The organism is Rhodanobacter sp. Root179, from assembly GCF_001428465.1.
Lineage (GTDB): Bacteria > Pseudomonadota > Gammaproteobacteria > Xanthomonadales > Rhodanobacteraceae > Rhodanobacter.
This window is the reverse complement of the sequence record NZ_LMHR01000038.1, coordinates 1-24,913: the sequence shown is the minus strand read 5'-3', so window position 1 is coordinate 24,913 and position 24,913 is coordinate 1. Positions and strand designations below refer to the sequence as shown.

24 protein-coding genes and 2 tRNA genes are annotated in these 24,913 nt (G+C 67.3%); 3 read left to right on the top strand and 23 right to left on the bottom strand.

What is annotated here, in order from left to right; genetic code table 11:
* Positions 1-219 precede the first annotated feature (219 nt).
* Positions 220-1,467 carry an MFS transporter gene (locus tag ASD82_RS02000; RefSeq protein ID WP_056714697.1) on the bottom strand — a complete coding sequence of 416 codons (1,248 nt, stop codon included), beginning with the start codon at positions 1,465-1,467 and terminating at the stop codon, positions 220-222.
* Positions 1,468-1,710: 243 nt separating this feature from the next.
* Between ASD82_RS02000 and ppk1 the strand changes: the two genes are divergently transcribed.
* A complete protein-coding gene (gene ppk1 / locus ASD82_RS01995; RefSeq protein ID WP_056714704.1) occupies positions 1,711-3,885 on the top strand; it encodes a polyphosphate kinase 1 in 2,175 nt (724 codons plus the stop codon).
* A 190-nt stretch (positions 3,886-4,075) separates the two neighbouring features.
* On the top strand, positions 4,076-4,279 hold the full coding sequence (locus tag ASD82_RS01990; RefSeq protein WP_056714701.1) for a hypothetical protein: 204 nt from the start codon (positions 4,076-4,078) through the stop codon (positions 4,277-4,279).
* 54 nt (positions 4,280-4,333) lie between these two features.
* On the opposite strand, the gene ASD82_RS01985 is transcribed toward ASD82_RS01990, so the two are convergent.
* Positions 4,334-4,409: transfer RNA gene (locus tag ASD82_RS01985), tRNA-Ala, on the bottom strand.
* A 178-nt stretch (positions 4,410-4,587) separates the two neighbouring features.
* Positions 4,588-5,703 (bottom strand): ribonuclease D, encoded by a 1,116-nt coding sequence (gene rnd, locus ASD82_RS01980; RefSeq protein WP_056714693.1) that lies wholly within the window; start codon positions 5,701-5,703, stop codon positions 4,588-4,590.
* Positions 5,704-5,812: 109 nt separating this feature from the next.
* Between rnd and ASD82_RS01975 the strand changes: the two genes are divergently transcribed.
* The gene (locus ASD82_RS01975; RefSeq protein WP_056714690.1) at positions 5,813-7,750 is read left to right on the top strand and encodes a formylglycine-generating enzyme family protein; all 1,938 of its coding nucleotides are present in this window, start codon (positions 5,813-5,815) and stop codon (positions 7,748-7,750) included.
* 39 nt (positions 7,751-7,789) lie between these two features.
* On the opposite strand, the gene ASD82_RS01970 is transcribed toward ASD82_RS01975, so the two are convergent.
* The 20 genes from ASD82_RS01970 to ASD82_RS01875 all read right to left on the bottom strand — a co-directional run.
* Positions 7,790-7,875 (bottom strand) — tRNA-Leu (locus tag ASD82_RS01970).
* Positions 7,876-7,902: 27 nt separating this feature from the next.
* A complete protein-coding gene (locus tag ASD82_RS01965) occupies positions 7,903-8,484 on the bottom strand; it encodes a cysteine dioxygenase family protein (protein WP_056714687.1) in 582 nt (193 codons plus the stop codon).
* A gap of 47 nt (positions 8,485-8,531) precedes the next feature.
* Positions 8,532-9,656: a homoserine O-acetyltransferase gene (locus tag ASD82_RS01960; protein WP_056714686.1), complete on the bottom strand. Its 1,125-nt coding sequence runs from the start codon at positions 9,654-9,656 to the stop codon at positions 8,532-8,534.
* Between the two features lie 2 nt (positions 9,657-9,658).
* Complete coding sequence (locus ASD82_RS01955) at positions 9,659-10,711, bottom strand: cytochrome C biogenesis protein CcmI (RefSeq protein ID WP_056714682.1); 1,053 nt, start codon at positions 10,709-10,711, stop codon at positions 9,659-9,661.
* Positions 10,708-11,154 carry a cytochrome c-type biogenesis protein gene (locus ASD82_RS01950; protein ID WP_056714679.1) on the bottom strand — a complete coding sequence of 149 codons (447 nt, stop codon included), beginning with the start codon at positions 11,152-11,154 and terminating at the stop codon, positions 10,708-10,710. The genes ASD82_RS01955 and ASD82_RS01950 overlap by 4 nt, the downstream gene beginning before the upstream one ends.
* On the bottom strand, positions 11,154-11,696 hold the full coding sequence (locus ASD82_RS01945; RefSeq protein WP_056714676.1) for a DsbE family thiol:disulfide interchange protein: 543 nt from the start codon (positions 11,694-11,696) through the stop codon (positions 11,154-11,156). The genes ASD82_RS01950 and ASD82_RS01945 overlap by 1 nt, the downstream gene beginning before the upstream one ends.
* Positions 11,693-13,678 carry a heme lyase CcmF/NrfE family subunit gene (locus ASD82_RS01940; RefSeq protein ID WP_056714674.1) on the bottom strand — a complete coding sequence of 662 codons (1,986 nt, stop codon included), beginning with the start codon at positions 13,676-13,678 and terminating at the stop codon, positions 11,693-11,695. The genes ASD82_RS01945 and ASD82_RS01940 overlap by 4 nt, the downstream gene beginning before the upstream one ends.
* Complete coding sequence (gene ccmE / locus ASD82_RS01935; protein ID WP_200946173.1) at positions 13,675-14,160, bottom strand: cytochrome c maturation protein CcmE; 486 nt, start codon at positions 14,158-14,160, stop codon at positions 13,675-13,677. The genes ASD82_RS01940 and ccmE overlap by 4 nt, the downstream gene beginning before the upstream one ends.
* 24 nt (positions 14,161-14,184) lie before the next feature.
* Positions 14,185-14,382, bottom strand: a complete 198-nt coding sequence (ccmD, locus tag ASD82_RS01930; protein WP_200950199.1) for a heme exporter protein CcmD — start codon at positions 14,380-14,382, stop codon at positions 14,185-14,187.
* Positions 14,383-14,387: 5 nt separating this feature from the next.
* Positions 14,388-15,146 (bottom strand): heme ABC transporter permease, encoded by a 759-nt coding sequence (locus tag ASD82_RS01925; RefSeq protein WP_056714666.1) that lies wholly within the window; start codon positions 15,144-15,146, stop codon positions 14,388-14,390.
* A 9-nt stretch (positions 15,147-15,155) separates the two neighbouring features.
* On the bottom strand, positions 15,156-15,845 hold the full coding sequence (gene ccmB, locus ASD82_RS01920; protein ID WP_056714663.1) for a heme exporter protein CcmB: 690 nt from the start codon (positions 15,843-15,845) through the stop codon (positions 15,156-15,158).
* The gene (gene ccmA, locus ASD82_RS01915; protein WP_056714660.1) at positions 15,838-16,473 is read right to left on the bottom strand and encodes a cytochrome c biogenesis heme-transporting ATPase CcmA; all 636 of its coding nucleotides are present in this window, start codon (positions 16,471-16,473) and stop codon (positions 15,838-15,840) included. The genes ccmB and ccmA overlap by 8 nt, the downstream gene beginning before the upstream one ends.
* A gap of 59 nt (positions 16,474-16,532) precedes the next feature.
* Positions 16,533-16,940, bottom strand: coding sequence for a DUF3293 domain-containing protein (locus ASD82_RS01910; protein WP_056714656.1), 408 nt, complete (start codon positions 16,938-16,940; stop codon positions 16,533-16,535).
* Positions 16,933-18,336: an NAD(P)/FAD-dependent oxidoreductase gene (locus ASD82_RS01905; RefSeq protein WP_056714653.1), complete on the bottom strand. Its 1,404-nt coding sequence runs from the start codon at positions 18,334-18,336 to the stop codon at positions 16,933-16,935. Before ASD82_RS01905 ends, ASD82_RS01910 begins: the two co-directional genes overlap by 8 nt.
* Positions 18,337-18,480: 144 nt before the next feature.
* Complete coding sequence (locus ASD82_RS01900) at positions 18,481-19,929, bottom strand: M4 family metallopeptidase (protein ID WP_235580607.1); 1,449 nt, start codon at positions 19,927-19,929, stop codon at positions 18,481-18,483.
* 331 nt (positions 19,930-20,260) lie between these two features.
* Positions 20,261-21,022 carry an acetoacetyl-CoA reductase gene (gene phbB / locus ASD82_RS01895; protein ID WP_056714646.1) on the bottom strand — a complete coding sequence of 254 codons (762 nt, stop codon included), beginning with the start codon at positions 21,020-21,022 and terminating at the stop codon, positions 20,261-20,263.
* Between the two features lie 124 nt (positions 21,023-21,146).
* Positions 21,147-21,644: a polyhydroxyalkanoate synthesis repressor PhaR gene (gene phaR / locus ASD82_RS01890; protein WP_056714645.1), complete on the bottom strand. Its 498-nt coding sequence runs from the start codon at positions 21,642-21,644 to the stop codon at positions 21,147-21,149.
* An 88-nt stretch (positions 21,645-21,732) separates the two neighbouring features.
* The gene (locus ASD82_RS01885) at positions 21,733-23,286 is read right to left on the bottom strand and encodes a DHA2 family efflux MFS transporter permease subunit (protein ID WP_056714642.1); all 1,554 of its coding nucleotides are present in this window, start codon (positions 23,284-23,286) and stop codon (positions 21,733-21,735) included.
* 14 nt (positions 23,287-23,300) lie between these two features.
* The gene (locus tag ASD82_RS01880; protein ID WP_056714640.1) at positions 23,301-24,497 is read right to left on the bottom strand and encodes an HlyD family efflux transporter periplasmic adaptor subunit; all 1,197 of its coding nucleotides are present in this window, start codon (positions 24,495-24,497) and stop codon (positions 23,301-23,303) included.
* The coding region (locus tag ASD82_RS01875; protein WP_162253804.1) for a TolC family protein at positions 24,484-24,913 on the bottom strand (430 nt) is incomplete at its 5' end. The genes ASD82_RS01875 and ASD82_RS01880, both read right to left, overlap by 14 nt.

Sequence of the window (24,913 nt, the reverse complement as noted above, 5' to 3'; positions counted from 1 at the left end):
GGGCAGGCGAGGGCATGGATGCCCGAGTTGAGGCAACGCAGGAGCAGTTGCCCGATGCCCGGAGGGCGCGCCATCGGGGTGGCCTTTCTCTTGGGTTACTTTCTCTTTGGCCACTCAAAGAGAAAGTGACTCGGTCGCCGAAGGCGATCGACCGCTCTGCACTTGATCTCTTGCTTCAAAGAGAAAGCCCGCACCACGCGGACAAACATGAAAGCGCAGCTACGCGCGAACCCGCTTCTCGATATCCGGCAGGAACACCGTGATCAAACCCATCAGCGGCAGATACGCGCACAGGCCATAGACATATTCGATGCCGTGTGTGTCGGCCAGGCCGCCGAGTACGGCGGCGCCGATGCCGCCCATGCCGAAGGCGAAACCGAAGAACAGGCCGGAGATCATGCCGACGCGGCCGGGGATCAGCTCCTGCGCGTAGACCAGGATCGCCGAGAACGCCGAGGCCAGGATCAGGCCGATCACCACCGTGAGCACACCCGTCCACATCAGGTTCGCGTGGGGCAGCAACAGGGTGAACGGGGCCACACCGAGGATCGACACCCAGATCACCCACTTGCGTCCCACGCGGTCGCCCACCGGTCCGCCGATCAGCGAACCGGCGGCGACGGCGAACAGGAACACGAACAGGTGCACCTGGGCGCTCTGCACCGACACGCCGAACTTGTGGATCAGGTAGAAGGTGTAATAGCTGCTGAGGCTGGCCAGATAGAAATACTTGGAGAAGATCAGCAGGCCCAGGATCGCCAGCGCGCCGATGATCTGGTTGCGCGACAGGGCGATCACATCCAGGTGCCGCGATGGCGACTTGCTGCGCGCCACGTGATGGCGGCCGTACCAGCGCCCCACCTGCAGCAGCACCACGATGGCCAGCAGGGCGGCCAGCGAGAACCACGCCACGCTGCCGCGCCCGTGCGGCACGATGATCCATGCCGCCAGCAGCGGACCCAGCGACGAGCCGGTATTGCCGCCGACCTGGAACAGCGACTGCGCCAGGCCATGTCGACCACCGGAAGCCATCCGCGCCACCCGCGACGATTCCGGATGGAACACCGACGAGCCGGTGCCGACCAGGGCCACGGCCAGCAGCAGCACGGGGAAATTCGGCGCGACCGCCAGCAACAGCAGGCCGCACAGGGTGAAGCCCATGCCGACCGGCAGCGAGTAAGGCATCGGTCGCTTGTCGGTGACCATGCCCACCAGTGGCTGCAGCAGCGAGGCGGTGAGCTGGAAGGTCAGGGTGATCAGGCCGACCTGGGCGAAGCTCAGGTGGAAGCTGCCCTTCAACAACGGATAGATCGCCAGGATCAGCGACTGGATCATGTCGTTGAGCATGTGCGCGAAGCTGATTCCGCCGAGCACGACGAACTGGGTGGGTTCGCTGGCGGGGATGGAAGTCGTGGATGCGGGGATCGCGGAAGGGGAGAGCGGAGCGCTTTCGACGCGGGTCTGCATGGGCGGTGTTTGACTGGGTGGGGTACGACGCGGGGAGGCCCTACCTTAGGACAGTGGCGGCGAACCCGCATGTGCCAGGGGTACGGCGTCGTGCTTCCACCGGGCCGACTTGTCATCTGACCGTCAAGCGCGTGCGGCAGACTGAGCCGGGGATGACCCGTCGCGGCCGTCGTCACCCGGGCCTTGCCCCTGCCGCGCTACGATGTCCCGACGTATTCCTGCATGAGCCAAGCCGGTGTCACCATGAACAGCCGCCTGATCCACGAGAGCTCGCCGCCCGGCACCGCGACGCCGGCCGCCAACGATGCTTCGACGGCGATCGCGCCGGCGGTGGACCTCACCGATCCCCGGCTGTACATCCACCGCGAACTGTCGCAGCTGCAGTTCAACATCCGCGTGCTGGACCAGGCGCTGGACGAGCGCACGCCGCTGCTGGAACGGCTGAAATTCCTGTTGATCTTCTCGCGCAACATGGACGAGTTCTTCGAGATCCGGGTGGCCGGGCTGAAGGGCCAGGTGGCGCTGGACCACGAGCTGATCGGTCCGGACGGCATTCCACCGAAGCGTGCGCTATTGATGATCAGCGAGATCGCGCACCGGCAGATCGAGCGGCAGTACGCGATCCTCAACGAGCGCATCCTGCCGGAACTGGCCGCGCAAGGCATCCGCATCGTGCGGCGCCAGCAGTGGACGCAGAAGCAGAGGCTGTGGGTGCGCCGCCATTTCCGGGCGGAAGTGGCGCCGCTGGTGACGCCGATCGGACTGGACCCGACCCATCCGTTCCCGCTGCTGGTCAACAAGAGCCTCAACTTCATCGTGCGGCTGGATGGTGTCGATGCGTTCGGCCGCGACTCCGGCCTGGCCGTGGTGCCGGCGCCGCGCGTGTTGCCGCGGCTGATCCAGATGCCGGCGGAGATCTGCGAGGGCGGCGACAACTACGTGCTGCTGTCCTCGATCATCCATGCCCACGTGGACGAGCTGTTCCCCGGCATGGACGTGCTCGGCTGCTACCAGTTCCGGCTGACCCGCAACGCCGACCTCACGCTGGACCCGGAGGACGTCGAGGACCTGGCGCTGGCCTTGCGCGGCGAACTCTATTCGCGCCGCTTCGGCGATGCGGTGCGGCTGGAAGTGGCCGACAACTGTCCCAGGGACCTGGCCGAGCACCTGCTCAGGCAGTTCGGCCTGACCGAGTCGGAGCTCTACGAAGTGAATGGCCCGGTGAACCTGGCGCGGCTGTTCCGCATTGCCAGCCACGTGAACTACCCGCGCCTGCAGTACCCGCCATTCACGCCGGCGCTGCCGAAGGAATTGCGCCACACCGACGACCTGTTCCAGGTGATCGGCAAGCAGGACGTCCTGCTGCTGCACCCTTACGAATCCTTCGCGCCGGTGGTGGACCTGCTGCGCCAGGCCTCGGCCGACCCGCAGGTGCTGACGATCAAGCAGACGCTGTACCGCACCAACGCGAATTCCGAAATCGTCGACGCGCTGGTCGACGCGGCCCGCGCGGGCAAGGAAGTGACCGCGGTGGTCGAGCTGCGCGCGCGCTTCGACGAGGAGTCGAACCTGAGCCTGGCCTCGCGCCTGCAGCAGGCTGGCGCGATGGTGATCTACGGCGTGGTCGGCATCAAGACGCACGCGAAGATGATGCTGATCCAGCGCCGCGAGGGCCGCGAGCTGGTGCGTTATGCCCACCTGGGCACCGGCAACTACCACAGCGGCAACGCGCGGCTGTACACCGATTACAGCCTGCTCACCTCCGACGAGGCGTTGTGCGAGGACGTGCACAAGCTGTTCAGCGAACTGACCGGCATGGGCACCGTGCTGCACATGAAAAAGCTGCTGCATGCGCCATTCACGCTGAAGCCCCGGCTGCTGGAAATGATCGCCGGTGAAGCGGCGCATGCCGCGGCGGGCCGGCCGGCGCGGATCATCCTCAAGCTCAACGCGCTGACCGAACCGACCGTCATTCGCGCACTGTACCGGGCCAGCATCGCCGGTGTGCAGATCGACCTGATCGTGCGCGGCATCTGCAGCCTGCGGCCAAGTATCGAAGGTGTGTCGGAAAACATCCGGGTGCGTTCGATCATCGGCCGCTTCCTCGAACACAGCCGCGTGTACTGGTTCGCCAACGACGGCGAGCCGCTGCTGTACCTGTCCAGCGCCGACCTGATGGAGCGCAACCTCGATCGCCGCGTGGAAACGGCGTTCCCGATCGAGGGCAAGCGGATGCAGCAGCGCATCACCCAGGTGCTGGAGCTGTGCCTCGCCGACAACGTCGGTGCGTCGTTGCTGCAGGCCGACGGCGAGTACCTGCATCCTCTGCCGGCCGCCGGCGAGCCGATCCACGACATGCAGGACGAGCTGCTGGGAAGGTTGTGCGGGGCAGGGGCCGGCAACGGCAACGGGCACTGAGCCAGCTGCATCGTGCAGGACGGGCCATGCCCGCCGGTTTTGACGGGTACGAAAGCGCGCTGCTGGATGACCCGTCTGCGCGCATCGCCGCGTTGCCGGTGGTGATTCGCTGCTGAGCGGTTTCGCTCCACGGTCCGCCATGGTCGCGGAGTACGATGCGCCGACATCGGGCGAACTGCCGGGAGCTGCCTTGAACGCATCGACACTGTGGTGGGGTCTGCTGTTCGGCTCGATCGGGCTGGGCTTCTTCGTCTACGGCAGGAAACAGCGCGCGATCGTGCCGCTGGTCTGCGGCATCGGCCTGATGGTGTTTCCGTATTTCGTCAGCGGCACCGCGTGGCTGATCATCGTCGGCGTGGTGCTGGTCGCGATTCCCCGGTTCGTCAGCCTGTGAGGCGAACGCCCAAGAAAAAAGCCCGCGGAAGCCGCGGGCTTTTCTGCAAATCCGTGGTGGAGCGGATGGGGATCGAACCCACGACCTCCACGATGCGAACGTGGCGCTCTCCCAGCTGAGCTACCGCCCCACGGAAGCAGCGAATATTAGCAGCGTGGGTGGGCTTCGCCAAGACCCCGGCTGGCGGATGGTGAAGCGCGGCGATCCATCGACCCTGTGCCGGACGGGCTTGCGCGGACGGGTGAGCCTTTCGATTTCGCGCTGCGTGCCCGCGTCCCGGTCGAACGGCGGACCAAGACGTGCGGCGCTCAGTCCGGCAGCAGCCCGGGCAGGTCGTCGTGCAGCACCTCGCGGCGCCAGCCTTCGAGGAAGTCCGGCCATTCGGCGGTGACCACGTATTCCTCCAGCACCTTGCGTGGGCACAGCAGGCCGGGCGGCAGGTCGAGTTCGCCGGCGCGGCTGTCGACCAGTTGCTTCATCTCGCCCAGCGCCTTCTTCGCCGCGCCCTGCGGGTGGGCCGGGATTTTTGCGGTCGCCGCGATTTCCTCGGCGCTGACAGTGGGCGCAATCAGCTCGAACAGTTCGCTGCGTTGCGCCGAGCGCAGGGCGCGCTGGCCGCGGCTGCGCTGTTCCAGGTCGGCCAGATGGGTCGGCGGCAACTCGGCCAGGTTCAGTGCGAGGTTGTCGTCGAGCAGCCAGGGGCGTGGCACGTCGAGTCGACGCGCGCTGCGGTCGCGCCACAACAGCAGGCGGCGCAGCAGGGCCTGGCGTTCGGGTGACCATTCGGCAGCGCCACGCAGCGCACGTTGCGGCTGCGGGTCGCCGTCACGATGGCTGGCGCGCTGCTTCAGGCGGGCACAGTCTTCGGCGTGCCACGCGCTGCGGTCACGCTGGCGCAGGCGCTCGTTCAATTGTTCGTGGATGGTTTTCAGATAGACCACGTCCAGCGCGGCATAGCTGCACTGCGACGCGGTCAACGGACGCTGCAGCCAATCCGAGCGGGTCTCGCCCTTGTCCAGTTCGTCGCCGGACAGTTCGGCCACCAGCGCCCGATAGCTGATGCCCAGGCCCATGCCGACAAAGGCGGCGGCGATCTGGGTGTCGAACAGTGTGTGCGGGCCATCGGGCAGCAACGGCGAGAGGGTTTCCAGATCCTCGCTGGCACTGTGCATGATGGTGACGGCCGGGCCGGCGCCCAGCAGCGGCTGCAACGCCGGGCCGATGTCGAAGGCCAGCGGGTCGACCAGGGCGTAGCGACCGTTCCAGCCCAGTTGCAGCAGGGCCAGCTGCGGATAGAACGTATTGCGCCGCATGAACTCGGTGTCCAGGCCCACGGCGGCGTCTGCCGGTATCGTGGCCAACCATGCCTGCAGCGCGTCGAGCGTGTCGATCCAGTCGGCGGCAGGGGTTTCGGGCAATGACATCGGTACTCCTTGGAAGGCGGCGCGGTCACTCGCGCGGATTGCCCTGTCGGCGGTTTGTGCCTATGGTGAGCAGCGCACGATAACAGGCCGCGCCCAAGGACGCCCATCCATGCCGAACAACGCCAACCTGCAGCGTCAGCGTTTTCTCGGTGGTGCGCTGGGGGTGATCGTGCTGGGGTTTGCGCTGACCTATCACTTTTTTCCACGCCTGTTCCATGTCGATCCGACCCAGGCGCCGCGGCGTTCGATGTCGCTGGGCACCGCGGCGCCGGGCAGCGGCCTGCAGCCGGAGCGCGTAACGGCGATCAGCGAACTCAATGCCGGGCCGCCGCTGACCCTGGCGCCGGCTGCGGTGATCGCCGCGCGCAACAGCGCCAAGGCCGACCTGCCCAAACAGCTCAGCGCCGACCCGCCCGAAGTGGTGGCCCTGCTCGACAAGGCCACCAGGGCGCTGCATGCGGGCGCGCTGGCCGGCGGCGAGGACAGCGCTGCGGCCCTGTTCGAGCAGGCGTTGAAGCAGAAGCCCGACAGCCGCCGCGCCGTGCAGGGTCTGTTCGACGTGCGCGCGCGCCTGGTGGCGGAGATCGACCAAGACATCGCGGTGGGTGACGTGGACGCCGCGCATGACCTGCTCGACGCCTTGCGCACGCTGCCCAACGCCGAAGCCGAAGTGGCGCAACTGGAAACCGGCCTGCAGACGCTGGAGAAGGTGCGCCCGATGCTGGCCCGGGCAGCGGGCCTGCTGCAGCAGGGCAAGGCCGACCGCCCCGACGGTGGCAGCGCGCTGGACCTGTATCGCGACGTGCAGAAGCTGGACCCGCAGAATGCCGTTGCCGAGCAGGGCATCCTGCAGGTGCAGCGCGCCGTGCTGGACCGGGCGCTGGCGGCGGTGGCGCAGAACGATTTCGCCGGCGCCGACCGCGAACTGGCCAGGGCGCAACAGATCCGTCCCGGCACCCAGCAGATGCGCGACGTGCACCAGCGCGTGGACGACATGCGCGAGCAGCGTGCCCGCGGAATACTTGCCCAGGCGCATACCGCGCTGGATGCCGGCAACGTGACCCTGGCCATCAAGCTGGCCGGGCAGGTCCGCGCGATCGATCCGGACCTGACAGGGCTGCCGGCGCTCGACGAGCAACTGGTCAACGCGCGTCTCTACGCCAGCTACAAGCCCGGCCAGGCCTTTGCCGACCATTATGTCGACCTGCCGGGCAAGGCGCCCACCATGGTGGTGATCCCCACCGGCAGTTTCATGATGGGTGCACCGGCCAGCGACAGCGATCGGCTCGCCTCGTCCCAACCGCAACATGCGGTGACCATCGCCACCGGTTTCGCGATGGCGCGCAGCGCGGTGACGGTGGTCCAGTTCCGCGAGTTCGTGCGTGCCAGCGGCTACGTGCCCGATTCGATCCGGCTGGGTGGCGCCAGCGTGTACGACGAGCGCAGCGGCGTCCTGCGCGACGACAGTACCGCCACCTGGGAAGACGACTACGCCGGTCGCAAGGCCGACGACAACCTGCCGGTGGTGAACGTGTCCTGGGCCGATGCCACGGCTTACGCGGCGTGGTTGCAGCAACGCACCGGCAAGACTTATCGACTGCCCAGCGAAGCGGAGTTCGAGTACGCGCTGCGCGGTGGCACGAAGACACGTTACTGGTGGGGCGACGGGGTGCCGTCGCACCCGGTGGAGAACCTGACCGGCTCCGCCGACCGCTCACGCAGTGGCCGACGCTGGAGCAACGCCTTCCGCGGCTATCGCGACGGCCACTGGGGGCCGGCGCCGGTGATGAGCTTCGCCGCCAACCCGTTCGGCCTGTTCGACATCGACGGCAACGTTTCCGAATGGGTGGTCGACTGCTGGCACGACAGCTACCTGCGTGCGCCCACCGACGGCAGTGCCTGGGTCAACCCCGGCTGCCGCGCCCACGTGCTGCGCGGCGGTTCCTGGGGCAGTTCGCCCGAACAGGTCGAATCGGCCTACCGCCAGGGCGCCAACGGCGACGCCCGCAGCGCTCGCGTGGGCTTCCGCGTGGTGCGCGAGCTGTAGGCATGAAAAACCCCGCGCGAGGCGGGGTTCTTCGAAAGCTGGTACCGGTGAGAGGACTCGAACCTCCACTGTGTCACCACAAGCGGATTTTGAGTCCGCCGCGTCTACCATTCCGCCACACCGGCATGTGTGAGCGGGGGATTATGCCGGGTTCAGTGCACGCGGTCGAGTCCCAGCTGGCGCACGTCGCGTCCGTACCAGCGGTCCTCGGGCAGGGGCTGGAACACCGAGCAGCGGACCATCGGGCCGGAATAGATGTGCAGGCTGACGGTGACCGCGTCGTCGCTGGGGTTGCGGATGCTGTGGTATTCGTGCGGCGGGATCAGGCTGCCGGCCGAGCCGGCGCCGGCCTGGATCGAACCGACCGGCTGGAAGCAGTAGCGTTTGTCGTCGTGCTCCAGCAGTTCGTACTGCACGATCTCCAGCGCACCGTTCCACACGCCCTCGACGCACCACATGCCGTCGTGGTCATGGATCGGCGTGCCCTGTCCCGGCCCCCAGGTCATCGCCACCACGCAGTAGCCGTGCTCTTCGCTGCGGTACAGCTCGCGCCGCGCGTAGTGTTCGGCATTCGCCTCGAACACGCATTCCGGCAGGGTCACCGACTTGTCGCGGATCATCCTGCACAGGCTGTTGCGCAGGCTGTCGGTGAGCTCGTGGGTGGTCGACTTGGCCACGGCGGCGTCGATGGCGTCGATCAGGGTGCGGCTGCCGGGGAAATCCAGGGTAAGCATGGCGTTCTCGGGGAATGCGGGAGCTGTCTAGCTTAGCAGCGCGGCGATCAGCCGGCCGCCAGCTGGTTCAGGAAGCCGCCGATGGCGCGGCTGTAGTTTTCGATGTCGACCAGGAACGCGTCGTGGCCTTGCGGCGAATCCAGCGCCACGAACTCGACCCGGGCACCAGCGGCTTGCAGGCCTTCGGCGATCTGTTCCTGCTGCTGCAGCGGAAACAGGATGTCGGTGCTGACGCCGATCACCATGGCCTGTTCGACGTGGATGCGCTTGAGTCCTTCGTGCACGCTGCCGTGGCCGTATTCGGCGATGTCGAACCAGTCGCTGGCGCGCGACAGGTACAGGTAGCAGTTCGGGTCGAAGTTGCGCACGAAGCGCCGGGCGTGGCCTTCGAGGTAGGACTCCACCTGGAACTCGCGGCCGAACGGTTCGTCCTCGCGCTGCTCCGGATCGAGCCGGATGCGGGCGAAGCGGCCGTTCCACTCCATCGCCGAGCGATAGGTGATCACGCCGAGCTTGCGCGCGATGCTCATGCCCAGGTCGGGATAACTGCCACCTTCCGTGGCATGGATGTCGTAGCGGCCGTCGTTGAACTGCGGATCGAGCCGGATCGCCTCGCGCTGCAGCGAGCGGATCGCGATCGCGAACGGCTGCGCCTGGGGCGCGGTGTCCACGCTGATGTGGGTGCGCACGCTGCCCGGGTGCAGCAGCATGTAGGCCAGCGCGCTCATGCCGCCCATCGAGCAGCCGATCAGGCAGGCCAGTTGCGTGATGCCCAGGCTGTCGACCACGGCGTGCGCCGCGTTGGCCACGTCTTCCAGCGCCAGTTCGGGGAAGCTCAGCCGGTAGGCTTCGCCGGTGCCCGGATCGTTCGAGGCGGGGCAGGTGGAGCCCTTGTCGCTGCCCAGCGAGTTCACGCAGATCACGAACCAGCGCCCGGTGTCGATCGCCTTGCCGGGGCCGGCCATGTCCTGCCACCAGCCCGGCGTCGGGTCCTCGTCGCATGAGGTCATGTGTGCGCTGGGCGACAGGCCGGTCAGCACCAGCACGGCATTGTCGCGGGCCGCGTTCAGCGTGCCCCAGGTTTCGTAGGCGACGTGCGCGCCGTGCAGTTCGCCGCCGCGCTTCATCGGGAAGGGCGAGGACAGGGCGAGGTAACGGCGCGCGTCGCCCATGGTCAATGCACCTTGTCGATGCTGATCTTGATCGGCGTCGTGCTGTCCACCGCGACCACCCCGGCGTCGCCTTCCAGGTCGCCGGGCCGGGCCTCGGGCTGGCCGCCGTGGCTGATCCGCGCGCCGACGAAGACCTGCGCAACCGAGGACAGCTTGAACGCCGGCGTCATCGCCATCGCGTCGGTCAGCGTGACCGTGGCGGGCAGGCTGGCGGGATCGAGTTTCGCCACCGCCAGCGGCATCGGCGGGCCATCCGGCGAGCGGGCGTAGACGAACAGCACGTCGCCCGCGACCAGCTTGCCCTTCAGCGCCGGCGCCAGCGCGACCTGCACCTGCAGCGCGGCGCCTTGCGGGGCGCTGGCGGCGGCGCTCGACGATGCGCCGGCCGGTGCGCCACCGGCGCGGGCATCGGCCACGGCGATCTGTTCGGCGACGGATTTGGCCACGTTCGAGCCCGGTTCCAGCTGCGGTTGCAGCAAACGCCAGGTGGCGGCGGCGTCGCGGTAGTCGCCATTCTGGAAATCGCTGATGCCGAGCAGCCACAGGCCGCGCTGGCTGTCCGGGTGCAGCTTCACCGCCTGCACGAGAAGTTCGCGCGCGCGACCCTCGATGCGATGGTCGGCCCGCGTCATCGAATCATTTTCGGCCCAGCCGATCATCGCCTCGGCGTTGTTCGGGTCCAGTTTCAGTGCGTGTCCGAAGGCATCGCGCGCATCCGCCGGCTGGCGCAGCATGCTGCTGGTCTGGGCCAGCAGCATCCAGCCCTGCAGGTCGTCCGGCTGCTGTTGCAGATGGGTGCGCAGTTCGGTCAGCGCCTGGTCCATGGTCAGCGAGGGCGGTGCCTGCTTGCTGGCCGGGTTCAACGCGTTGGGCGTGCCCACCAGCAGGTACAGCGTGCCCGTGCCCAGCGGCAGTATCAGGGCGATCAGCAGGGCCAGCGCGAACACGCTGCGCGGGCGACCGGCTTCACGGCCCTGGCGCAGCAGCGGCAACAGCAACAAGGCCAGCGCCGCCGCGACCATCGCGGCGGCAATCACGGCAAAAGCGATCTTCACCAGTCGTCCCCGGAATCGGTTGGTGTTTCATCCATGGTGCGGGCGGCACGACTGCGCTGGCGGATCAGCACCAGCACCACGCCGGCGCCGCCGAGCAGGATCAGCAGCGGGCCGAACCACAGCAACGAAGTGCCGACGGTCAGCGGCGGGTCGTACAGCACGAACTCGGAGTAGCGGGCGACCAGGTATTGCCTGATCTCGTCGTCGCTCTTGCCTTCCTGCATCATCCTGAAAATCTGGTTGCGCAGGTCGCGGGCGATCGGCGCGTTGGAATCGGCCAGCGTCTCGTTCTGGCACATCGGGCAGCGCAATTGATGGGTGAGGTGCTGGAAGCGCAGTTCCTGCGCGTGATCCTTGAACGGCATCGGCTCGATCGCCTGCGCGTAAGCGAAGCCGCCCAGCAACAGCGAAGCGACGAGGAACACCCGCAGCAACCGGCGCATCACGGCGCCTCCTTCAGCATCGCCGCGATCGCCGGCTTCAGTTCCTTCGCCATCACCTCGGGCGTGATCGGGCCGATGTGCTTGTAGCGGATCACGCCCTTCGCATCGATCAGGAAGCTTTCCGGCGCGCCGTACACGCCGAAGTCGATCGCGGTGTTGCCGGGTTCGTCGGCGATCAGCAGGGCGTACGGATTGCCGTGCTTGGCCAGCCAGTTCTTCGCGTCCGCCGGCGGGTCCTTGTAGTTGTAGCCGACCAGCTGCACGCCCAGGGTCGGCGCCTCGGCGCTCAGCACCGGGTGCTCCACGCCGCATTCGATGCACCAGCTGGCGAACACGTTGAGCAGGTAGGGCTTGCCCAGCAGGTCGGCCTTGCTGACCTTCTGCGCCGGCTCGTACAGCTTGGGCAGGTTGAACTCCGGCGCCGGCTTGTTCAGTAGCGGCGTGGGGATCGCGTTCGGATCGTGCTGGGTGTTCCACCAGATGCCGAAGCCGAACAGGCCGACCAGCAGCATGAAGCCGATGAAGGGGAGCAGGCGGTTCATGCGCGGCTTTCCCCGACCTGCAGCGTGGCGCCAGTGTCGACGACGCCTTCAGCCTTCGCCGTCCGCTTGAGACGGAAGCGCTTGTCGGTGGCGCAGACCACGCCGCCCAGCATCATCAGCAGGCCGCCACCCCAGATCCAGCGGATGAACGGCTTGGTGTAGAGCCGCAACGCCCACGCGCCTTCGAGGTTGTTCGCGTCCATCGGCTCTCCCAGCGCCACGTAGAGGTCGCGGGTGACGCCGGCGTCGACGGCCGATTCGGTTTGCACCTGGCCACGCGGGTAGGTGCGTTTCTGCGGATGCATCACCGCGATCTGTTTCTCGCCCCGGGTGACCGTGACCGTGCCCTGGTCGGCGGTCCAGTTCGGGCCGGTGGTGTGGTGCACGCCGTCGAAGCGGAAATCGTAGCTGCCGATGTGTTGGGTCTCGCCGGGCGCCATGCGCACGTCGCGGGTCACGCTGAGCGATTCGGACAGCAGCACGCCGATCACGAAGATGCCCACGCCCAGATGCGCCAGCAGCATGCCGGCCATCTCGCCGGGATAGCGCCGGCCACGCGGCGCCTCACGCCAGCGCTTGAGCGCATACAGCAGCACGCCGACGACCACCCACACGCCGGCGGCGACGCCGACGATCGCCTTGAGGTTGCCGTCGACCAGGAAGGCCGCGACGATCGCGCACGCCAGCGCGGCGACGACGACCCGCAGCAGCAGTCCCTTCAGCACGGGGGCATCACCCTTGCCCCAGCGCAGGAACGGGCCGAACGGCATCAGCAGCACCACCGGCGCCATCAGCAGCGGGAACAGGAAGCCGAAGTAGGGCGGGCCCACCGAGATCCGGCCCAGGTTCAGCGCATCGCCGATCAGCGGGAACAGCGTGCCCAGCAGCACCATCGCCGCCGCCACGGCGAACATCAGGTTGCCGATCAGCAGCACCGTTTCGCGCGACACCACGTTGAACGCCTTGCCGCCCAGCACCTTCGGTGCACGCAGCGCGTACAGCAGCAGCGAGCCGCCGACCACGATGGTGAGGAAGGCCAGGATGAACACGCCGCGGCGCGGGTCCGAAGCAAATGCATGCACCGAGGTGAGCACGCCCGAGCGGACCAGGAAGGTGCCGAGCAGGGACAGCGAGAACGCGAAGATCGACAGCAGGATGGTCCACGCACGCAGCGAGCCGCGTTTCTCGGTGACCGCCTGCGCATGGATCAGCGCGGCGCCGACCAGCCACGGCATGAAGCTGGCGTTCTCCACCGGGTCCCAGAACCACCAGCCGCCCCAGCCCAGTTCGGCGTACGCCCACCAGCTGCCGGCGACGATGCCGCAGGTGAGGAAGGCCCAGGCCATGTTGGTCCACGGCCGCGCCCAGCGCACCCAGGCCTGTTCCAGCTCGCCGCCGAGCAGGGCGGCGATCGAGAACGCGAACGCCACCGAGAAGCCGACATAGCCCATGTACAGCATCGGTGGATGGAAGGTCATGCCCGGGTCCTGCAGCACCGGGTTCAGGTCCGCGCCGTCACCCGGCATCGGCAACAGACGTCCAAACGGATTCGACGTGAAGATGATGAAGGCGAGGAAGCCCACCGCGATCAGGCCCATCACCGCGATCACCCGCGAAGCGAACACCTCGGGCAGCTTCTGGCTCAGCGCCACCAGGGCGATCGTCCACACGTTGAGGATCAGGATCCACAGCAGCAGCGAACCCTCGTGCGCGCCCCACACCGCGGCGATGCGGTAGTACCACGGCAGCGCCAAGTTCGAGTTGTCGGCCACGTACTGCACCGAGAAGTCGAAGCGCAGGAACGCCCAGGCCAGGATGCCGAACGCCATCGCCACGAACACCGCCTGACCGGCCGCGGCCGGGCGCGCCACCGCCATCAGCGCACGATTGCCGCGCCACGCGCCGACGAGCGGCAGGATGCTCTGCGCCAGCGCCAGCAGCAGGGCGAGGATCAGCGCGAGTTGGCCGAGTTCGGGGGTCATGGCTTGGGGTTTCCCTGCATGGCGTCCTGAGCTGCAGCGCCTTCTTCGACCTTCTTGCCTTCGTGCGCCTTGGCCATGGCGTCCTTCAGCTCCTTGGGCATGTAGGTCTCGTCATGCTTGGCCAGCACTTCGGTGGCGACGAAGCGGGCGTTGTCCATGTGGCCGGTGGCGATCACCGACTGGTTGTCGCGGAACAGGTCGGGCAGGATGCCGGTGTACTCCACCGGCATCGCGCCGCCGGCGTCGACCACGGTGAAGGTGACCTTGAGCGAGTCGCTGGCGCGCTGGATCGAGCCGGCCTTGACCATGCCGCCGAGGCGGAAGGTCTTGTAGCTGGCCGCCTCGCCCGACTGCACCTGGCTCGGCGTCAGCAGGTAGTTCATGTTGTTCTGCAGCGCCAGCACGACCAGCACGGCGGCGACGACGGCCGCGGCGAGGATCGACAGCACGATGGTGAGTCGGCGCTTGCGGGTGGGGTTCATGGGCATGGTCGAAAACCGCCCCGGTCAGGGGGATGCTGGAGTGGAAGGGGGTTTGCGTTCCTGACGCACGCTCTGACGCGCCAGCCGTGCGCGAAGTTCCCGCAGCACGCGGTGGCGGCGCAGGCGCGGCGCGACGGTGTCGGCGATCAGCACGAGGAAGAACAGCGCATAGGCCGGCCACACATAGGCGGCGTAACCGCCCATCGCCAGGAAGTGCTGCAGGGCGTTCATCGGTCGGCCTCGCTTTCGGCGATCTGGCGCACCCAGTCCTTGCCGCCTTCCAGCTCGAGCAGGTCGGTGCGCACGCGGCGAAACAGGCTGGCGGCGTAGTAGCACTTGGTGGCCAGGGTCATCGTCAGCAGCGGCCACAGCATGTCCCAGGACATGGTGGATTTGCCGAACACGTTGACCGTGCTGCCCTGGTGCAAGGTGTTCCACCAGTTCACCGAGAAATGCACGATCGGCACGTTGATGACGCCGATGATGGCGAGGAAGGCGGCGGCGCGGGCGCCCTGGCGGCGATCCTCGAATGCGTGGTACAGCCCGATCACGCCCAGGAACAGGAACAGCAGCACCAGTTCGGAGGTGAGCCGCGCATCCCAGGTCCACCAGGTGCCCCACATCGGCTTGCCCCACAGCGAACCGGTGACCAGGGTGATGAAGGTGAACGCCGCGCCGATCGGCGCCGATTGCATCGCCACGACCTCGGCCAGCTTGATTCGCCAGACCAGCGCGATGAAGCCGGCCACGCCCATCACCGCGTAGATGAACATGCCCATCCACGCGCTGGGCACGTGGATGAAGATGATCCGGTAGGCATCGCCTTGCTGGTAATCGGCCGGGGCCAGCACCAGGCCGCCGTACAGGGCCACCGCACCCAGCAGCAGGGCCAGCGTCATCGCCCATGGCTGCAGCGTTCCGGCGAAGCGGTAGAAGGTTGGCGGCGAGCTCAGCCGGTGCAACCAGAGCGGAATCCAGTTAGACATGGTGAATCGTCATGCGTCCAGGGCAATACGGAGGGCGGCGGCGCAGGCCAGCGGCGCCAGCACCACGGCCAGCACCAGCGAGGCAGCGAGCCAGGCGATCGGTGCAAGCCACGGCAAACCCTGTTGGGCAGCCGCCACGGCACCGGCGGCGAAGATCACGGCCGGTACGCACAAAGGCAGCAACATCAGGGCCAGCAGCATACCAGAGCGCCGGGTGCCGGCCGTCAGCGCCACCAGCACCGCGCCCAGCAGGCTCAGCAGCGGCGTGGCCAGCAGCAGGGCCAGCAACAGCACGGGAATCACCGCGCCGGGCAGGTGCAGCATCGCGGCCATCAGCGGCGCGATCACGATCAGCGGCAGCGCGGTGGTGATCCAGTGCGCAAGGATTTTCATGCCCAGCATCAGCGCCAGCGGCTGCGGCGCCAGCACCAGCTGTTCCAGCGAACCGTCCTCGATGTCGCTGGAGAACATCGCATCCAGCGCCAGCAGCATCGCCAGCAGCACGGTGACCAGGATCACGCCGCCGGCGATCCGTTGCAGCAAGGTGTCTTCCGGCCCCAGCGCAAACGGGAACAGCATGGTCACGATCAGCGCGTACAGCACCGGCATCGCGATGTCGCCGCGCCGGCGCCAGGCCAGGGTGAGGTCGCGCCGCAGCATCGCGGCGCAGGCGGTGGCAAGGCCGGGATGCTTAGCCATGCATGCGGATCCGTCGCGGCTCGCCGCCGTGGAAACTCACCGTGCCGTGGCTGGTGACCATCGCCGCACCGCCGGCGTCGGTATGTTTCTCCAGCAAATGGTTCACCAGGGCGATGCCGATGCGGTCCAGGTTCGCGTACGGCTCGTCGAGCAGCCACAGCGTGGCCGGCAGCAGGACCAGCCGGGCGAGCGCCGCGCGTTTCTTCTGGCCGGCCGACAGGCGGCGCACCGGCTCGTCCTCGTAACCGCGCAGGCCGATGTCGGCAAGCACGGAAGCCATGCCCAGGCCTTCGCGCGTGCCGTGCAGGCCCGCGGCGATGCGCAGGTTTTCGCGGGGACTCAGGTCCGCCTTGAGGCCGAGCTGGTGACCGAGGAACAGGATCTGGCCTGCGCACTGGTCGCGCTGCAGCGCCTCACCGCGCCAGAGCAGTTCGCCTTCGCCGCGGTGGAGCAGGCCGGCCAGCATGCGCAGCAAGGTGGTCTTGCCGCTGCCGTTGTCGCCCTCGACCAGGGCCAGTTCGCCCGCGTGCAGCTGAAAATCCAGCGGCGCGAACACCGGTTCGTCCTGGCGATGGAAACTCAGGGCCCGCGCTTCGAGCAGGGGCACGGCGGTGCTGGCGGCAGTCATTCCCGCGATTGTCCGCAATGGCGTCGATGCTGTCCATGCGGCGCACTGCCGCTGAAGCTTCAGGCCACGGTGCGCAGCAGGGCGGCGCCGGCGGCCTCGCCGTGCACATAGGCCAGCTGCCCGTGCGTCCTCGCCAGTGCATCGAGGATGGCCAGGTCCGGACCGATGGCGAACAGGCTGGGTTCGCTCCAGCCGCTGCTGCCCACCCCGATCGCCGGCAGAACGATGGCGCCGGGCTGCGCCTGCAGAGCGCCCAGCAAGGCATGCTGGGCGGCCAGGTTCTCGGCCGGTGCGCGGCGGCGTGCCTGCGGATTCCAGGCGGTGATGAAGGCCCACGAGCGGCTGCCGACCACCTCGGCCAATGCAACGGGCAAGGGCAGATCGACCCGGATCGTGGCCCAGCTCACCGTGTCGATGCACACGTGGTACGCGGTCGAGCGGAACGCTTCGAGCAGGGCCTCATCCATGACGCAGCGCCGGCAGCGGAGGCAGGGTGGAGACAAACAATGCTGCCGCCGCGTCGATATCGATCGTCGCCACGTTCAGATTCTCGCGCAGCAGTTGTTCCAGCAATTGATCCTGGGCGCGGCCGCGTTCCAGCGCATAGGCATAGGGCAGGTGGGTGAAGGTGACCATGCGGTAGCGCGCCATGTAATGCGCGGGGATGCGGGCGGCCAGCAGCGCGCCCAGTTCGCGCTTGGCCAGATAGTGCGGGTCGGCCACCGAGTCGCGCATTTCCACGTAGTTTTCCAGCGCCATCGCGGCGATCGCGTCGGCATTCGGTTGGCGCACGCGCTGGAACTCGGCGAACACCTCGGCGCTGTCGGCGGGCGCCGCGGCCAGCAGGTTCGCCAGCACCACGGTGTCCTCGAAGCCGCAGTTCATGCCCTGGCCGTGGAACGGCACGATGGCGTGCGCCGCATCGCCGACCAGCAGCGCGCGGCCGTCCAGATGCCAGCGGTCGAGGTACAGGGTGGACAGCGTGCCGACCGGGTTGTGGTCGAAGTCTTCGGCGAAGCGCGGGATCAGCGACAGCAGGCCGGGGAATTGTTCGCTGAAGAACGCTGCCGCTGCGGTCGAGTCGGGCAAGCTGGCGAAGCTGGGCGCGGCGCCTTGCGCGGGCAGGAACAGGGTGACCGTGAAACTGCCTTCCGTGTTCGGCAGCGCGATGCACATGTAGCCGCCGCGCGGCCAGATGTGCAGCGCATGCGGCTCCAGCGCGTACTGGTCGCGACCACCGCCGAGTTGCTGCAGCGTGGCCGCGAGCTCATGGGCGGGCGGAATTTCCAGCTCCTTGTAACCGTGGCCCAGTGCTTCGATCCGATCGCCCAGCGGCGCGTGGGCGTTCATCGCCGCGCGCAAGGCCGAGCCGGCGCCATCGGCACCGATCAGCAGGCCCACCGACTGTTCGCGTTCCACGCCCGCGCCGTCCGCCAGCCGGATGCGCTGCTGCCCGAAATCGGCGGCGACCAGGCTCTGGCCGAAATGAAAGGTGACACCCGCCGCCTCGGCCGCATCCAGCAGCAGCATGTTCAAGGCGCCGCGCGAAACCGACCAGATCACCTCGCTGTCGTCCACCCCGTAGCGCTGCAGGGAGCTGTGGCCGTCGCGATCGTGCACCATGCGGCCGCGCATCATCACCGCCCGCTGCAGCACGTCGTCGGCCAGCCCGGCGCTGCGCAAGGCCTGCAGGCCGCGCTCAGCCAGCGCCAGGTTGATCGAGCGGCCACCGAGAAAGCCGGCCAGCCGCGGATCGGGCCGCTTCTCGAATACCTCGACCGCAAAGCCGCGTTGCGCCAGCTGCTGCGCCAGCAACGCGCCGACCAGGCCGCCGCCGATGAGGGTGATGGGTTGCTGCGCCATGCTGCGATCCGTCGATGAAGTTCGCCCACTGTTCCGCAAGCAGGGCGGGACTGCAATCCCGGGTGACTTTCATGCGGCCGGGGGCACAGAAAAAGGGCCGACCCTGGCGGGCCGGCCCTTTCCGGTCATGCGTTTGCCGATGGCTTACTGGCAGGTCACGCCGACCGCGTTGAACGCCGCCACCACGTCGCTACGCGAGTAGCCGTAGTCGTCCGCGGCGTTTTCCACGCCACAGGCGCCCGATTTGAACGTGGAAGTGGCCGTCCAGTACATCTCGTTGGCACGCGCGAAGACCTCGAAGGCCTTCTTCGTGTTCCAGTTGGACGACTTGGCCAGCGTGCAGAACGCCTTGTTGTAGACGCCACTGGAATAGTGCACGTCCAGGCCGCTGTAGTAGTCCGCCGCGTTGCCGATCGAGTCGCCGTCCAGCGTGGGCGTGCACATCCAGCGCAGCGCGGTGCCGTTCTTGATGATCTCGGCGCCGACCAGCCAGTCGTTGCTGCCGCGGTCGAAGTACTCGGCCGCTTCGCCCGCCATGTCCGAGAACGCCTCGTTCATGCCGCCGGACTGGCCGGAATACTGCAGGTTGGAGTTCTGTTCGGTGAAGCCGTGGCTGATCTCGTGGCTGGTCACGTCCAGCGAGGTCAGTGGGTAGAAGTAGCTGGCGCCGTCGCCGAAGTTCATCGACGAGCCGTTCCAGAACGCGTTCTCGTAGTTGCGGCCGTAGTGCACGTTCATCACCAGCTGGAAGTTCAGCGGCGGTGCGCCCAGCCAGTCGTTGTACATGTCGTGCACGACGCTGCCGAAGTGGTGCGCGTCGTTGATCGGCGAGTAGGCGCCGTTCACGGCATCGCCGCTGCTGTTCGGGCAGATGAAGCTCCACAGCGTGCCACGGCGAGTGCTGCTGGCCATGTTGTTGGTCTTCACGTCCGGGTTCTGCATATAGCAGGTGGAACCGGACTGGGTGACCGCGAGCGCAGCGTAGTCGGTACCGTAAAAGTACTGGCCAGTCTTCTGGTTGCCGCCGGCGCCGGTCGCGAGCGCCGGCGTGCCGGTGACACCGCCGCCACCGCCGGGCTTGCCCTTGGTGGTGAGGCCTTCCCAGGACTCGATCACTTCCCCGGTGTTGGCGTCGATGATCGCCATCGGGCGCGTCGGCGTACCGTTGCGATCGACGAAGAACGAGGTGAGGTAGGCGAGGCGGGCGCGGTTGCCCTCGGCGTAGATGTACAGGTCGCTTTTCGCATTCTGGATGTCGCTTTCCCGCACGCCGTTGACGCCAATGCCGAAGGGCAGCAGGCCGGCATGTGAACGCAGGAGGGCAACGGCGCGGGCACCGCTGAGGACCGGCGCGACCGAGGCAATGTCGTGATCGAGGCCGCGGGAAACTTCGCCGCTGATACCAAGGACGTTGCCGCTGTGGTCGTGTTCCACCACGACGTTGCGACCGTATACCGGCACGCCGCGGAAGGTCTGTTGTTCACGGGTTTTCAGGGTGCCGTAGGCGGTGCGTGCCTGGCGGCGCGGTGACAGCGCGGCGTCGGCGTCCAGGCCGATGCGGTTGGCGAGCGCGGCGGGTGCGATCATTCCCATGGATTGGGCCTGGACGCGGGTGTGCGTGGCGGCTCCGGCGTCGGACATGGCTGCCAGGCCGATGGCTCCCAACAACGCAACGACAAGTGGTTTGTGCATCATCAGTGTTCCCCTCCCAAAGCGTGACTGGACAGACGCACCCGGCCGGTTCTTCCGGTCATGGCGTGTCTTGCGGTCCGGACGCAGGAAGTCCCCCCGAACAGATCGGCGGCCGGATCGCTGGACGCTACGGCGGTCCGCGGCTACCGGTCAATAAGAACATTTCACAGCGTGATGCCGTTTGTGAAGCCGGTGTGGAGGGCCAGTCAGAGAGCTCCCCGGCAAGCCGCCTTCAGAAGCTCATGAAATACCCGCCGTTGACGGGCAGGTTGGCGCCGGTGATGTAGCCGGCTTCGTCGGCGGCGAGGAAGGCCACGGCACGGGCGATGTCGGCGGGCGAACCAAGCCGGCCGACCGGAATGCCGGCGATGATCTGCGCGCGGATCTCTTCGGATACCGCGGCCACCATCGGCGTGTCGCAATAGCCCGGCGAGACGGTGTTGACGGTGACGCCCTTGCGCGCGGTCTCGCGCGCCAGCGCCATGGTGAAGCCGTGCACGCCGGCCTTGGCGGCGGAGTAGTTGGTCTGGCCGAACTGCCCGGTCTGGCCGTTGACCGAGCTGATGTTGATGATGCGGCCGAAGCCGCGGGCGGTCATGCCGTCGACGACGTGACGGCACAGGTTGAATACGCCGTCGAGGTTCACGTGCATCAGCTCGTGCCATTGCTGCGCGGTCATCTTGCGCAGGGTGGCATCGCGGGTGATGCCGGCGGCGTTGACCACGATGTCGACGCTGCCGTGCTGCTGTTCGATGCGTTCGATCACCGCGCGGCAGTCGTCGAAGTCGCTGACGTCAACCGGCGTAAAGCTGATCGCTCCATCGAACGCGGCCACTTCGTCGTGGAACGCGGCCACGCGCTCTTCGCGCGAGGCAAGGTCCAGCGCGATCACCCGACGTCCCGCGCCGGCCAGCTGGCGACAGATTTCCGTACCCAGGCCGCCGATGCCGCCGGTGACCAATGCAACGCGTTGGGGAAGGGGGGCTGGGCTCATCGCAGTACATCCATGGGAGGATCATGCCGCGGGGCAGCACATGCCGTGCTGCAACGGCCAGACCGGAAAAGGCAGGGGTGACAAACGGACGGCGCGTCGATGCGCGCCGTCGATCGGGTCCGGATCAGCCGGACTTCTTGCTGCCGCGGGCGCCGCCGGGCGGCGTCGGCATGACCTGGGCGGCGGTGTCCATCAGCCCGCGCTGCAACGCCTGGAACGCGGCCATGTTGCGCTCGGTCAGGTCGTTCAGCGTGTTCCAGGGGGTCTGCCCCATCAGGCTGTTGAGCTGGCTGCGGAACTGCGTCTGCTGGTCGAGGAACACCTGCAGGCTGCGCTCCAGGTAAGGCCCCATGAAGCCCTGCAGCGAATCGCCGTAGAAGCGGATGATCTGGCTGAGCAACTGCGGCGACAGCATCGGCTGCCCCTTGTCCTCGTGCTCGGAGATGATCTGCAGCAGGACCGAACGGGTCAGGTCCTCGCCGCTCTTGGCGTCGCGGACCTCGAAATCCTCGTTGTCCAGCACCAGCTGGCGGACTTCCTCCAGCGTGATGTAGCTGGAGATTTCCGTGTCGTAAAGACGCCGGTTCGGGTACTTCTTGATGGTGCGCTTGGTTTGTGCCATGCGTCACAAGCTAGCAGAAGATATTGCGTCGCACCAGTCGCACCGCTCCATTCATGCTGCAGTGCAAGGCTGCAGCATTTTCGGCGGCTCAGTGTCCGACGGCGCCACCGGTATTGCCGAACGGTGGCCGGGCGAACCAGATCAGTGGAATCAGCGCCAGGAACATCACGCCGCAGACGATGTACACGTCGTTCACTGCCAAGGTCAGCGCCTCGCGGGTGATCAACTGGTCGACGATGCCCAGGCTCTGGGTGGAAGAAAAGCCGCCATGCTGGAGTTGCTGCAGGAAGTGTGTCGCCGCCGGCGCGGCCGCGTTGACGTGCTCGGTCTGCACCGCATGGTGATATTCGCCGCGGTGCTGCCACAGCGTCACGGTGGCGGCGGTGGAAATGCTCGAACCCAGCGTGCGGCAGAAGTTGGCCAGTCCCGACGCGCTGGCCACCTGATCCGCGGGCAGGCCGGACAGATACATCTGGTTGAGCGGAATGAAGAAGCAGGCGATGCCGATACCCATCACGAAGCGCGGCAGCACCAGGGTGCTGAACGACGCCGAGCTGTCGAAGCCGGCGAACCAGAACGAGGTGACCGCGAACACGATGAAGGCAAACGTCACCACCGCGCGCAGTTCCAGTCGCTGGATGTTGGCGCCGATGATCGGCGCCATCACGAACGCCAGCACGCCCACCGGCGCGCTGGCCAGGCCGGCCCAAGTGGCGGTGTAGCCCAGGGTGATCTGCAGCCACAGCGGGAACACCACGTTGATGCCGAAGAACGCCATCATGCCCAGCGACAGCGCGATGACCGCCACGGTGAAGTTGCGCGACTTGAACAGCGACAGGTCGATCACCGGGTGCTTGGCGAACAGCTCCCACACGATCAGGAAGGTCAGGCAGACCAGCGCGACGATGCCCAGGGTCAGGATCATCGGCGAGGAAAACCAGTCGTTGTCGTTGCCGTTGTCCAGCATGAATTGCAGCGCGCCCACGCCGACCACCAGCAGGGTCAGCCCGATCACGTCGATCGGCGCCTTGAAGGTCTTCGTCTCGCGCTTGCGCAGCAGCGCCCAGGTGATGATCGCGGCCAGCGCGCCGACCGGCACGTTGATGTAGAAGATCCACGGCCATGACAGGTTGTCGGTGAGCCAGCCGCCCAGGATCGGTCCGAAGATCGGCGCCACCACCACGGTCATCGCCCACAGCGCCAGCGCGATGCCCTGTTTCGCCTTGGGATAGCTGGACAGCAGCAAGGCCAGCGACAGCGCCACCATCGGGCCGGAACCGGCGCCCTGCAGCAGGCGACAGATCACCAGCATCGGCATGCTGGTGGCCATGCCGCACAGCATCGAGAACAGGACGAACAACCCCACCGAAGCGATGAAGGTACGCACCTCGCCGAAACGGCGGGCCAGCCAGCCGGTGAGCGGTTGCATGATCGCGCTGGCCAGCGCGTACGAGCTGATCGTCCAGGTGCCTTCGCTGGGGCTGACGCCGAGGCTGCCGGCGATGTGCGGCACCGAGACGTTGACGATCGTCATGTCCAGCACCTCCATGAAGGTGCTGAAGGCGACCGCGATGGTCAGCAGGACCAGCGCGCCGCCCTGCAGCGGCTTCAACGGCGTGGCGTCGTTCGGGGTGGCGGCCATCGGCGGGGTCCGGCTCAGTGGGCGGCGTGGGGGAGGTTGGCGCGGATGATCTGCGTGGCTTGCGCGTCCGCCTTGCTGGCCATCTGCTCGTACACGTCGGTTTGCGCCACCGGCTGCGTTGCCGGCGCGGTCGCCAGCACGTTGCCCTTGTCATGGGTGATGTCGATGGTGGTTTCGGTGGACAGGCCGATCCGCAGCGGATGCTTGTCCAGCTCCTTGTTGTCCAGCGAGATGCGCACCGGCACGCGCTGCACCACCTTGATCCAGTTGCCGGTGGCGTTCTGCGCGGGCAGCAGCGAGAACACGCTGCCGGTACCGGCGCCCAAGCCGATCACCTTGCCGTGGTATTCGGCGTCGTCGCCGTAGACATCGGAGACGATCTTCACTGGCTGGCCGATGCGGATGTGGCGCAGCTGGCTCTCCTTGAAGTTCGCATCCACCCACAGGTCATGCAGCGGCACCACGGTCATCAGTTGCTGTCCGGCGGCCACGCTGTTGCCCAGCTGCACGCTGCGCTGGGCCACGTAACCGGAGACTGGCGCGTAGATCGCGTTGCGCTGGGCAGCGACCCATGCCGCGCGGAAATTCGCGCGCGCCTGCAGTACGGACGGGTTCTGCGCCACATCAGTGCCTTCGGTGGCCGCGTGCGCGGCGGCAGCCTGGGCTTCGGCCGCTTCCAGCGCAGCCTGCGCCTGCGCCACGCCATCGCGCAGATGTTGCACGATCTCTGGCGATTCGGCCTGGGCAGCGATCAGCGGCAGGCGGCGCTGCAGGTCGGCCTGGGCCTTCTTCAACGCGAGCCTGGCCGTGACGACCTGGGCGTCGGCACCGGTGGCCGAACTGGTCTGCTGGCGCACGCCGCGCACGGCCTGGGCCAGCGCGCTGCGGGCCTGTTCAAGCCGGGTCTCGGCGTCGGTCGCGTCCAGTTTCACCAGCACCTGGCCAGCTTCCACGCGCTGCGTGTCGTCAGCGAGGATGGCCACCACGGTGCCGGGCACCTGGGCGGAAATCGCCACCTGGTTGCCGCCGACATAGGCATTGTCGGTTTTTACGCGGGTGGAAAACACGAACAGCCACAGCAGGAACCAGATCACCCCGGCAAGGATGAACACCGCGGCGACGATCAGCAGGGCGCGCCGGCGCTTGGCCGGATTCTTCGCGGCCATGCCGCTGTCATTGCTGTCGACAGTTTCGGATTCAGTGGCGCTCATGGTCGGAAGCTCCGGCATTGACAGAAGAGGAAGGGGAGGTGGCATCGTCGGCGCTGCGATAACCGCCGCCGAGCGCCTTGATCAGGGCGAGATCCGTGCTCAGCGCCTGTGCCTGCAACTGGGTGGCGGCATCGCGCTGTTGCAGCAGGGTCGCCTTGGCGCCAAGGCTTTCACGCAGGTCGCGCACGCCCTGGCGGGCACGCGCCTGCGCATTGGCCAGCAGGACCTTGTCGGCATCCAGCTGGGCCTGTTGTTCGCGCAGGCGGGCCGCGACCTGTTCGGCGCTCAGCGACTGGGTGGCCACTTCGCGGGCGGCGGTCAGCACCGCGCTGTCGTACTGGGCGACAGCGGCATCGAGCTGGGCCTTGCTGACGCCATAGTTGGCCTCGAGCGTGCCGCCGTTGAAGATCGGCAGG

Bases quoted from the DNA above. Each gene is read 5' to 3' on its own strand.
- ASD82_RS01975 (WP_056714690.1), top strand. From the start codon at position 5,813: ATGCCGAACAACGCCAACCTGCAGCGTCAGCGTTTTCTCGGTGGTGCG.
- ccmB (WP_056714663.1), bottom strand. From the start codon at position 15,845: ATGGCTAAGCATCCCGGCCTTGCCACCGCCTGCGCCGCGATGCTGCGG.
- phbB (WP_056714646.1), bottom strand. From the start codon at position 21,022: ATGAGCCCAGCCCCCCTTCCCCAACGCGTTGCATTGGTCACCGGCGGC.
- ASD82_RS01940 (WP_056714674.1), bottom strand. From the start codon at position 13,678: ATGACCCCCGAACTCGGCCAACTCGCGCTGATCCTCGCCCTGCTGCTG.
- rnd (WP_056714693.1), bottom strand. From the start codon at position 5,703: ATGTCATTGCCCGAAACCCCTGCCGCCGACTGGATCGACACGCTCGAC.
- ASD82_RS01910 (WP_056714656.1), bottom strand. From the start codon at position 16,940: ATGGATGAGGCCCTGCTCGAAGCGTTCCGCTCGACCGCGTACCACGTG.
- ASD82_RS01880 (WP_056714640.1), bottom strand. From the start codon at position 24,497: ATGAGCGCCACTGAATCCGAAACTGTCGACAGCAATGACAGCGGCATG.
- ASD82_RS02000 (WP_056714697.1), bottom strand. From the start codon at position 1,467: ATGCAGACCCGCGTCGAAAGCGCTCCGCTCTCCCCTTCCGCGATCCCC.
- ASD82_RS01885 (WP_056714642.1), bottom strand. From the start codon at position 23,286: ATGGCCGCCACCCCGAACGACGCCACGCCGTTGAAGCCGCTGCAGGGC.
- ASD82_RS01900 (WP_235580607.1), bottom strand. From the start codon at position 19,929: ATGGGAATGATCGCACCCGCCGCGCTCGCCAACCGCATCGGCCTGGAC.
- ASD82_RS01960 (WP_056714686.1), bottom strand. From the start codon at position 9,656: ATGGGCGACGCGCGCCGTTACCTCGCCCTGTCCTCGCCCTTCCCGATG.
- ASD82_RS01925 (WP_056714666.1), bottom strand. From the start codon at position 15,146: ATGTCTAACTGGATTCCGCTCTGGTTGCACCGGCTGAGCTCGCCGCCA.
- ccmA (WP_056714660.1), bottom strand. From the start codon at position 16,473: ATGACTGCCGCCAGCACCGCCGTGCCCCTGCTCGAAGCGCGGGCCCTG.
- ASD82_RS01905 (WP_056714653.1), bottom strand. From the start codon at position 18,336: ATGGCGCAGCAACCCATCACCCTCATCGGCGGCGGCCTGGTCGGCGCG.
- ppk1 (WP_056714704.1), top strand. From the start codon at position 1,711: ATGAACAGCCGCCTGATCCACGAGAGCTCGCCGCCCGGCACCGCGACG.
- ASD82_RS01965 (WP_056714687.1), bottom strand. From the start codon at position 8,484: ATGCTTACCCTGGATTTCCCCGGCAGCCGCACCCTGATCGACGCCATC.
- ccmE (WP_200946173.1), bottom strand. From the start codon at position 14,160: ATGAACCCCACCCGCAAGCGCCGACTCACCATCGTGCTGTCGATCCTC.
- phaR (WP_056714645.1), bottom strand. From the start codon at position 21,644: ATGGCACAAACCAAGCGCACCATCAAGAAGTACCCGAACCGGCGTCTT.
- ASD82_RS01945 (WP_056714676.1), bottom strand. From the start codon at position 11,696: ATGAACCGCCTGCTCCCCTTCATCGGCTTCATGCTGCTGGTCGGCCTG.
- ASD82_RS01950 (WP_056714679.1), bottom strand. From the start codon at position 11,154: ATGCGCCGGTTGCTGCGGGTGTTCCTCGTCGCTTCGCTGTTGCTGGGC.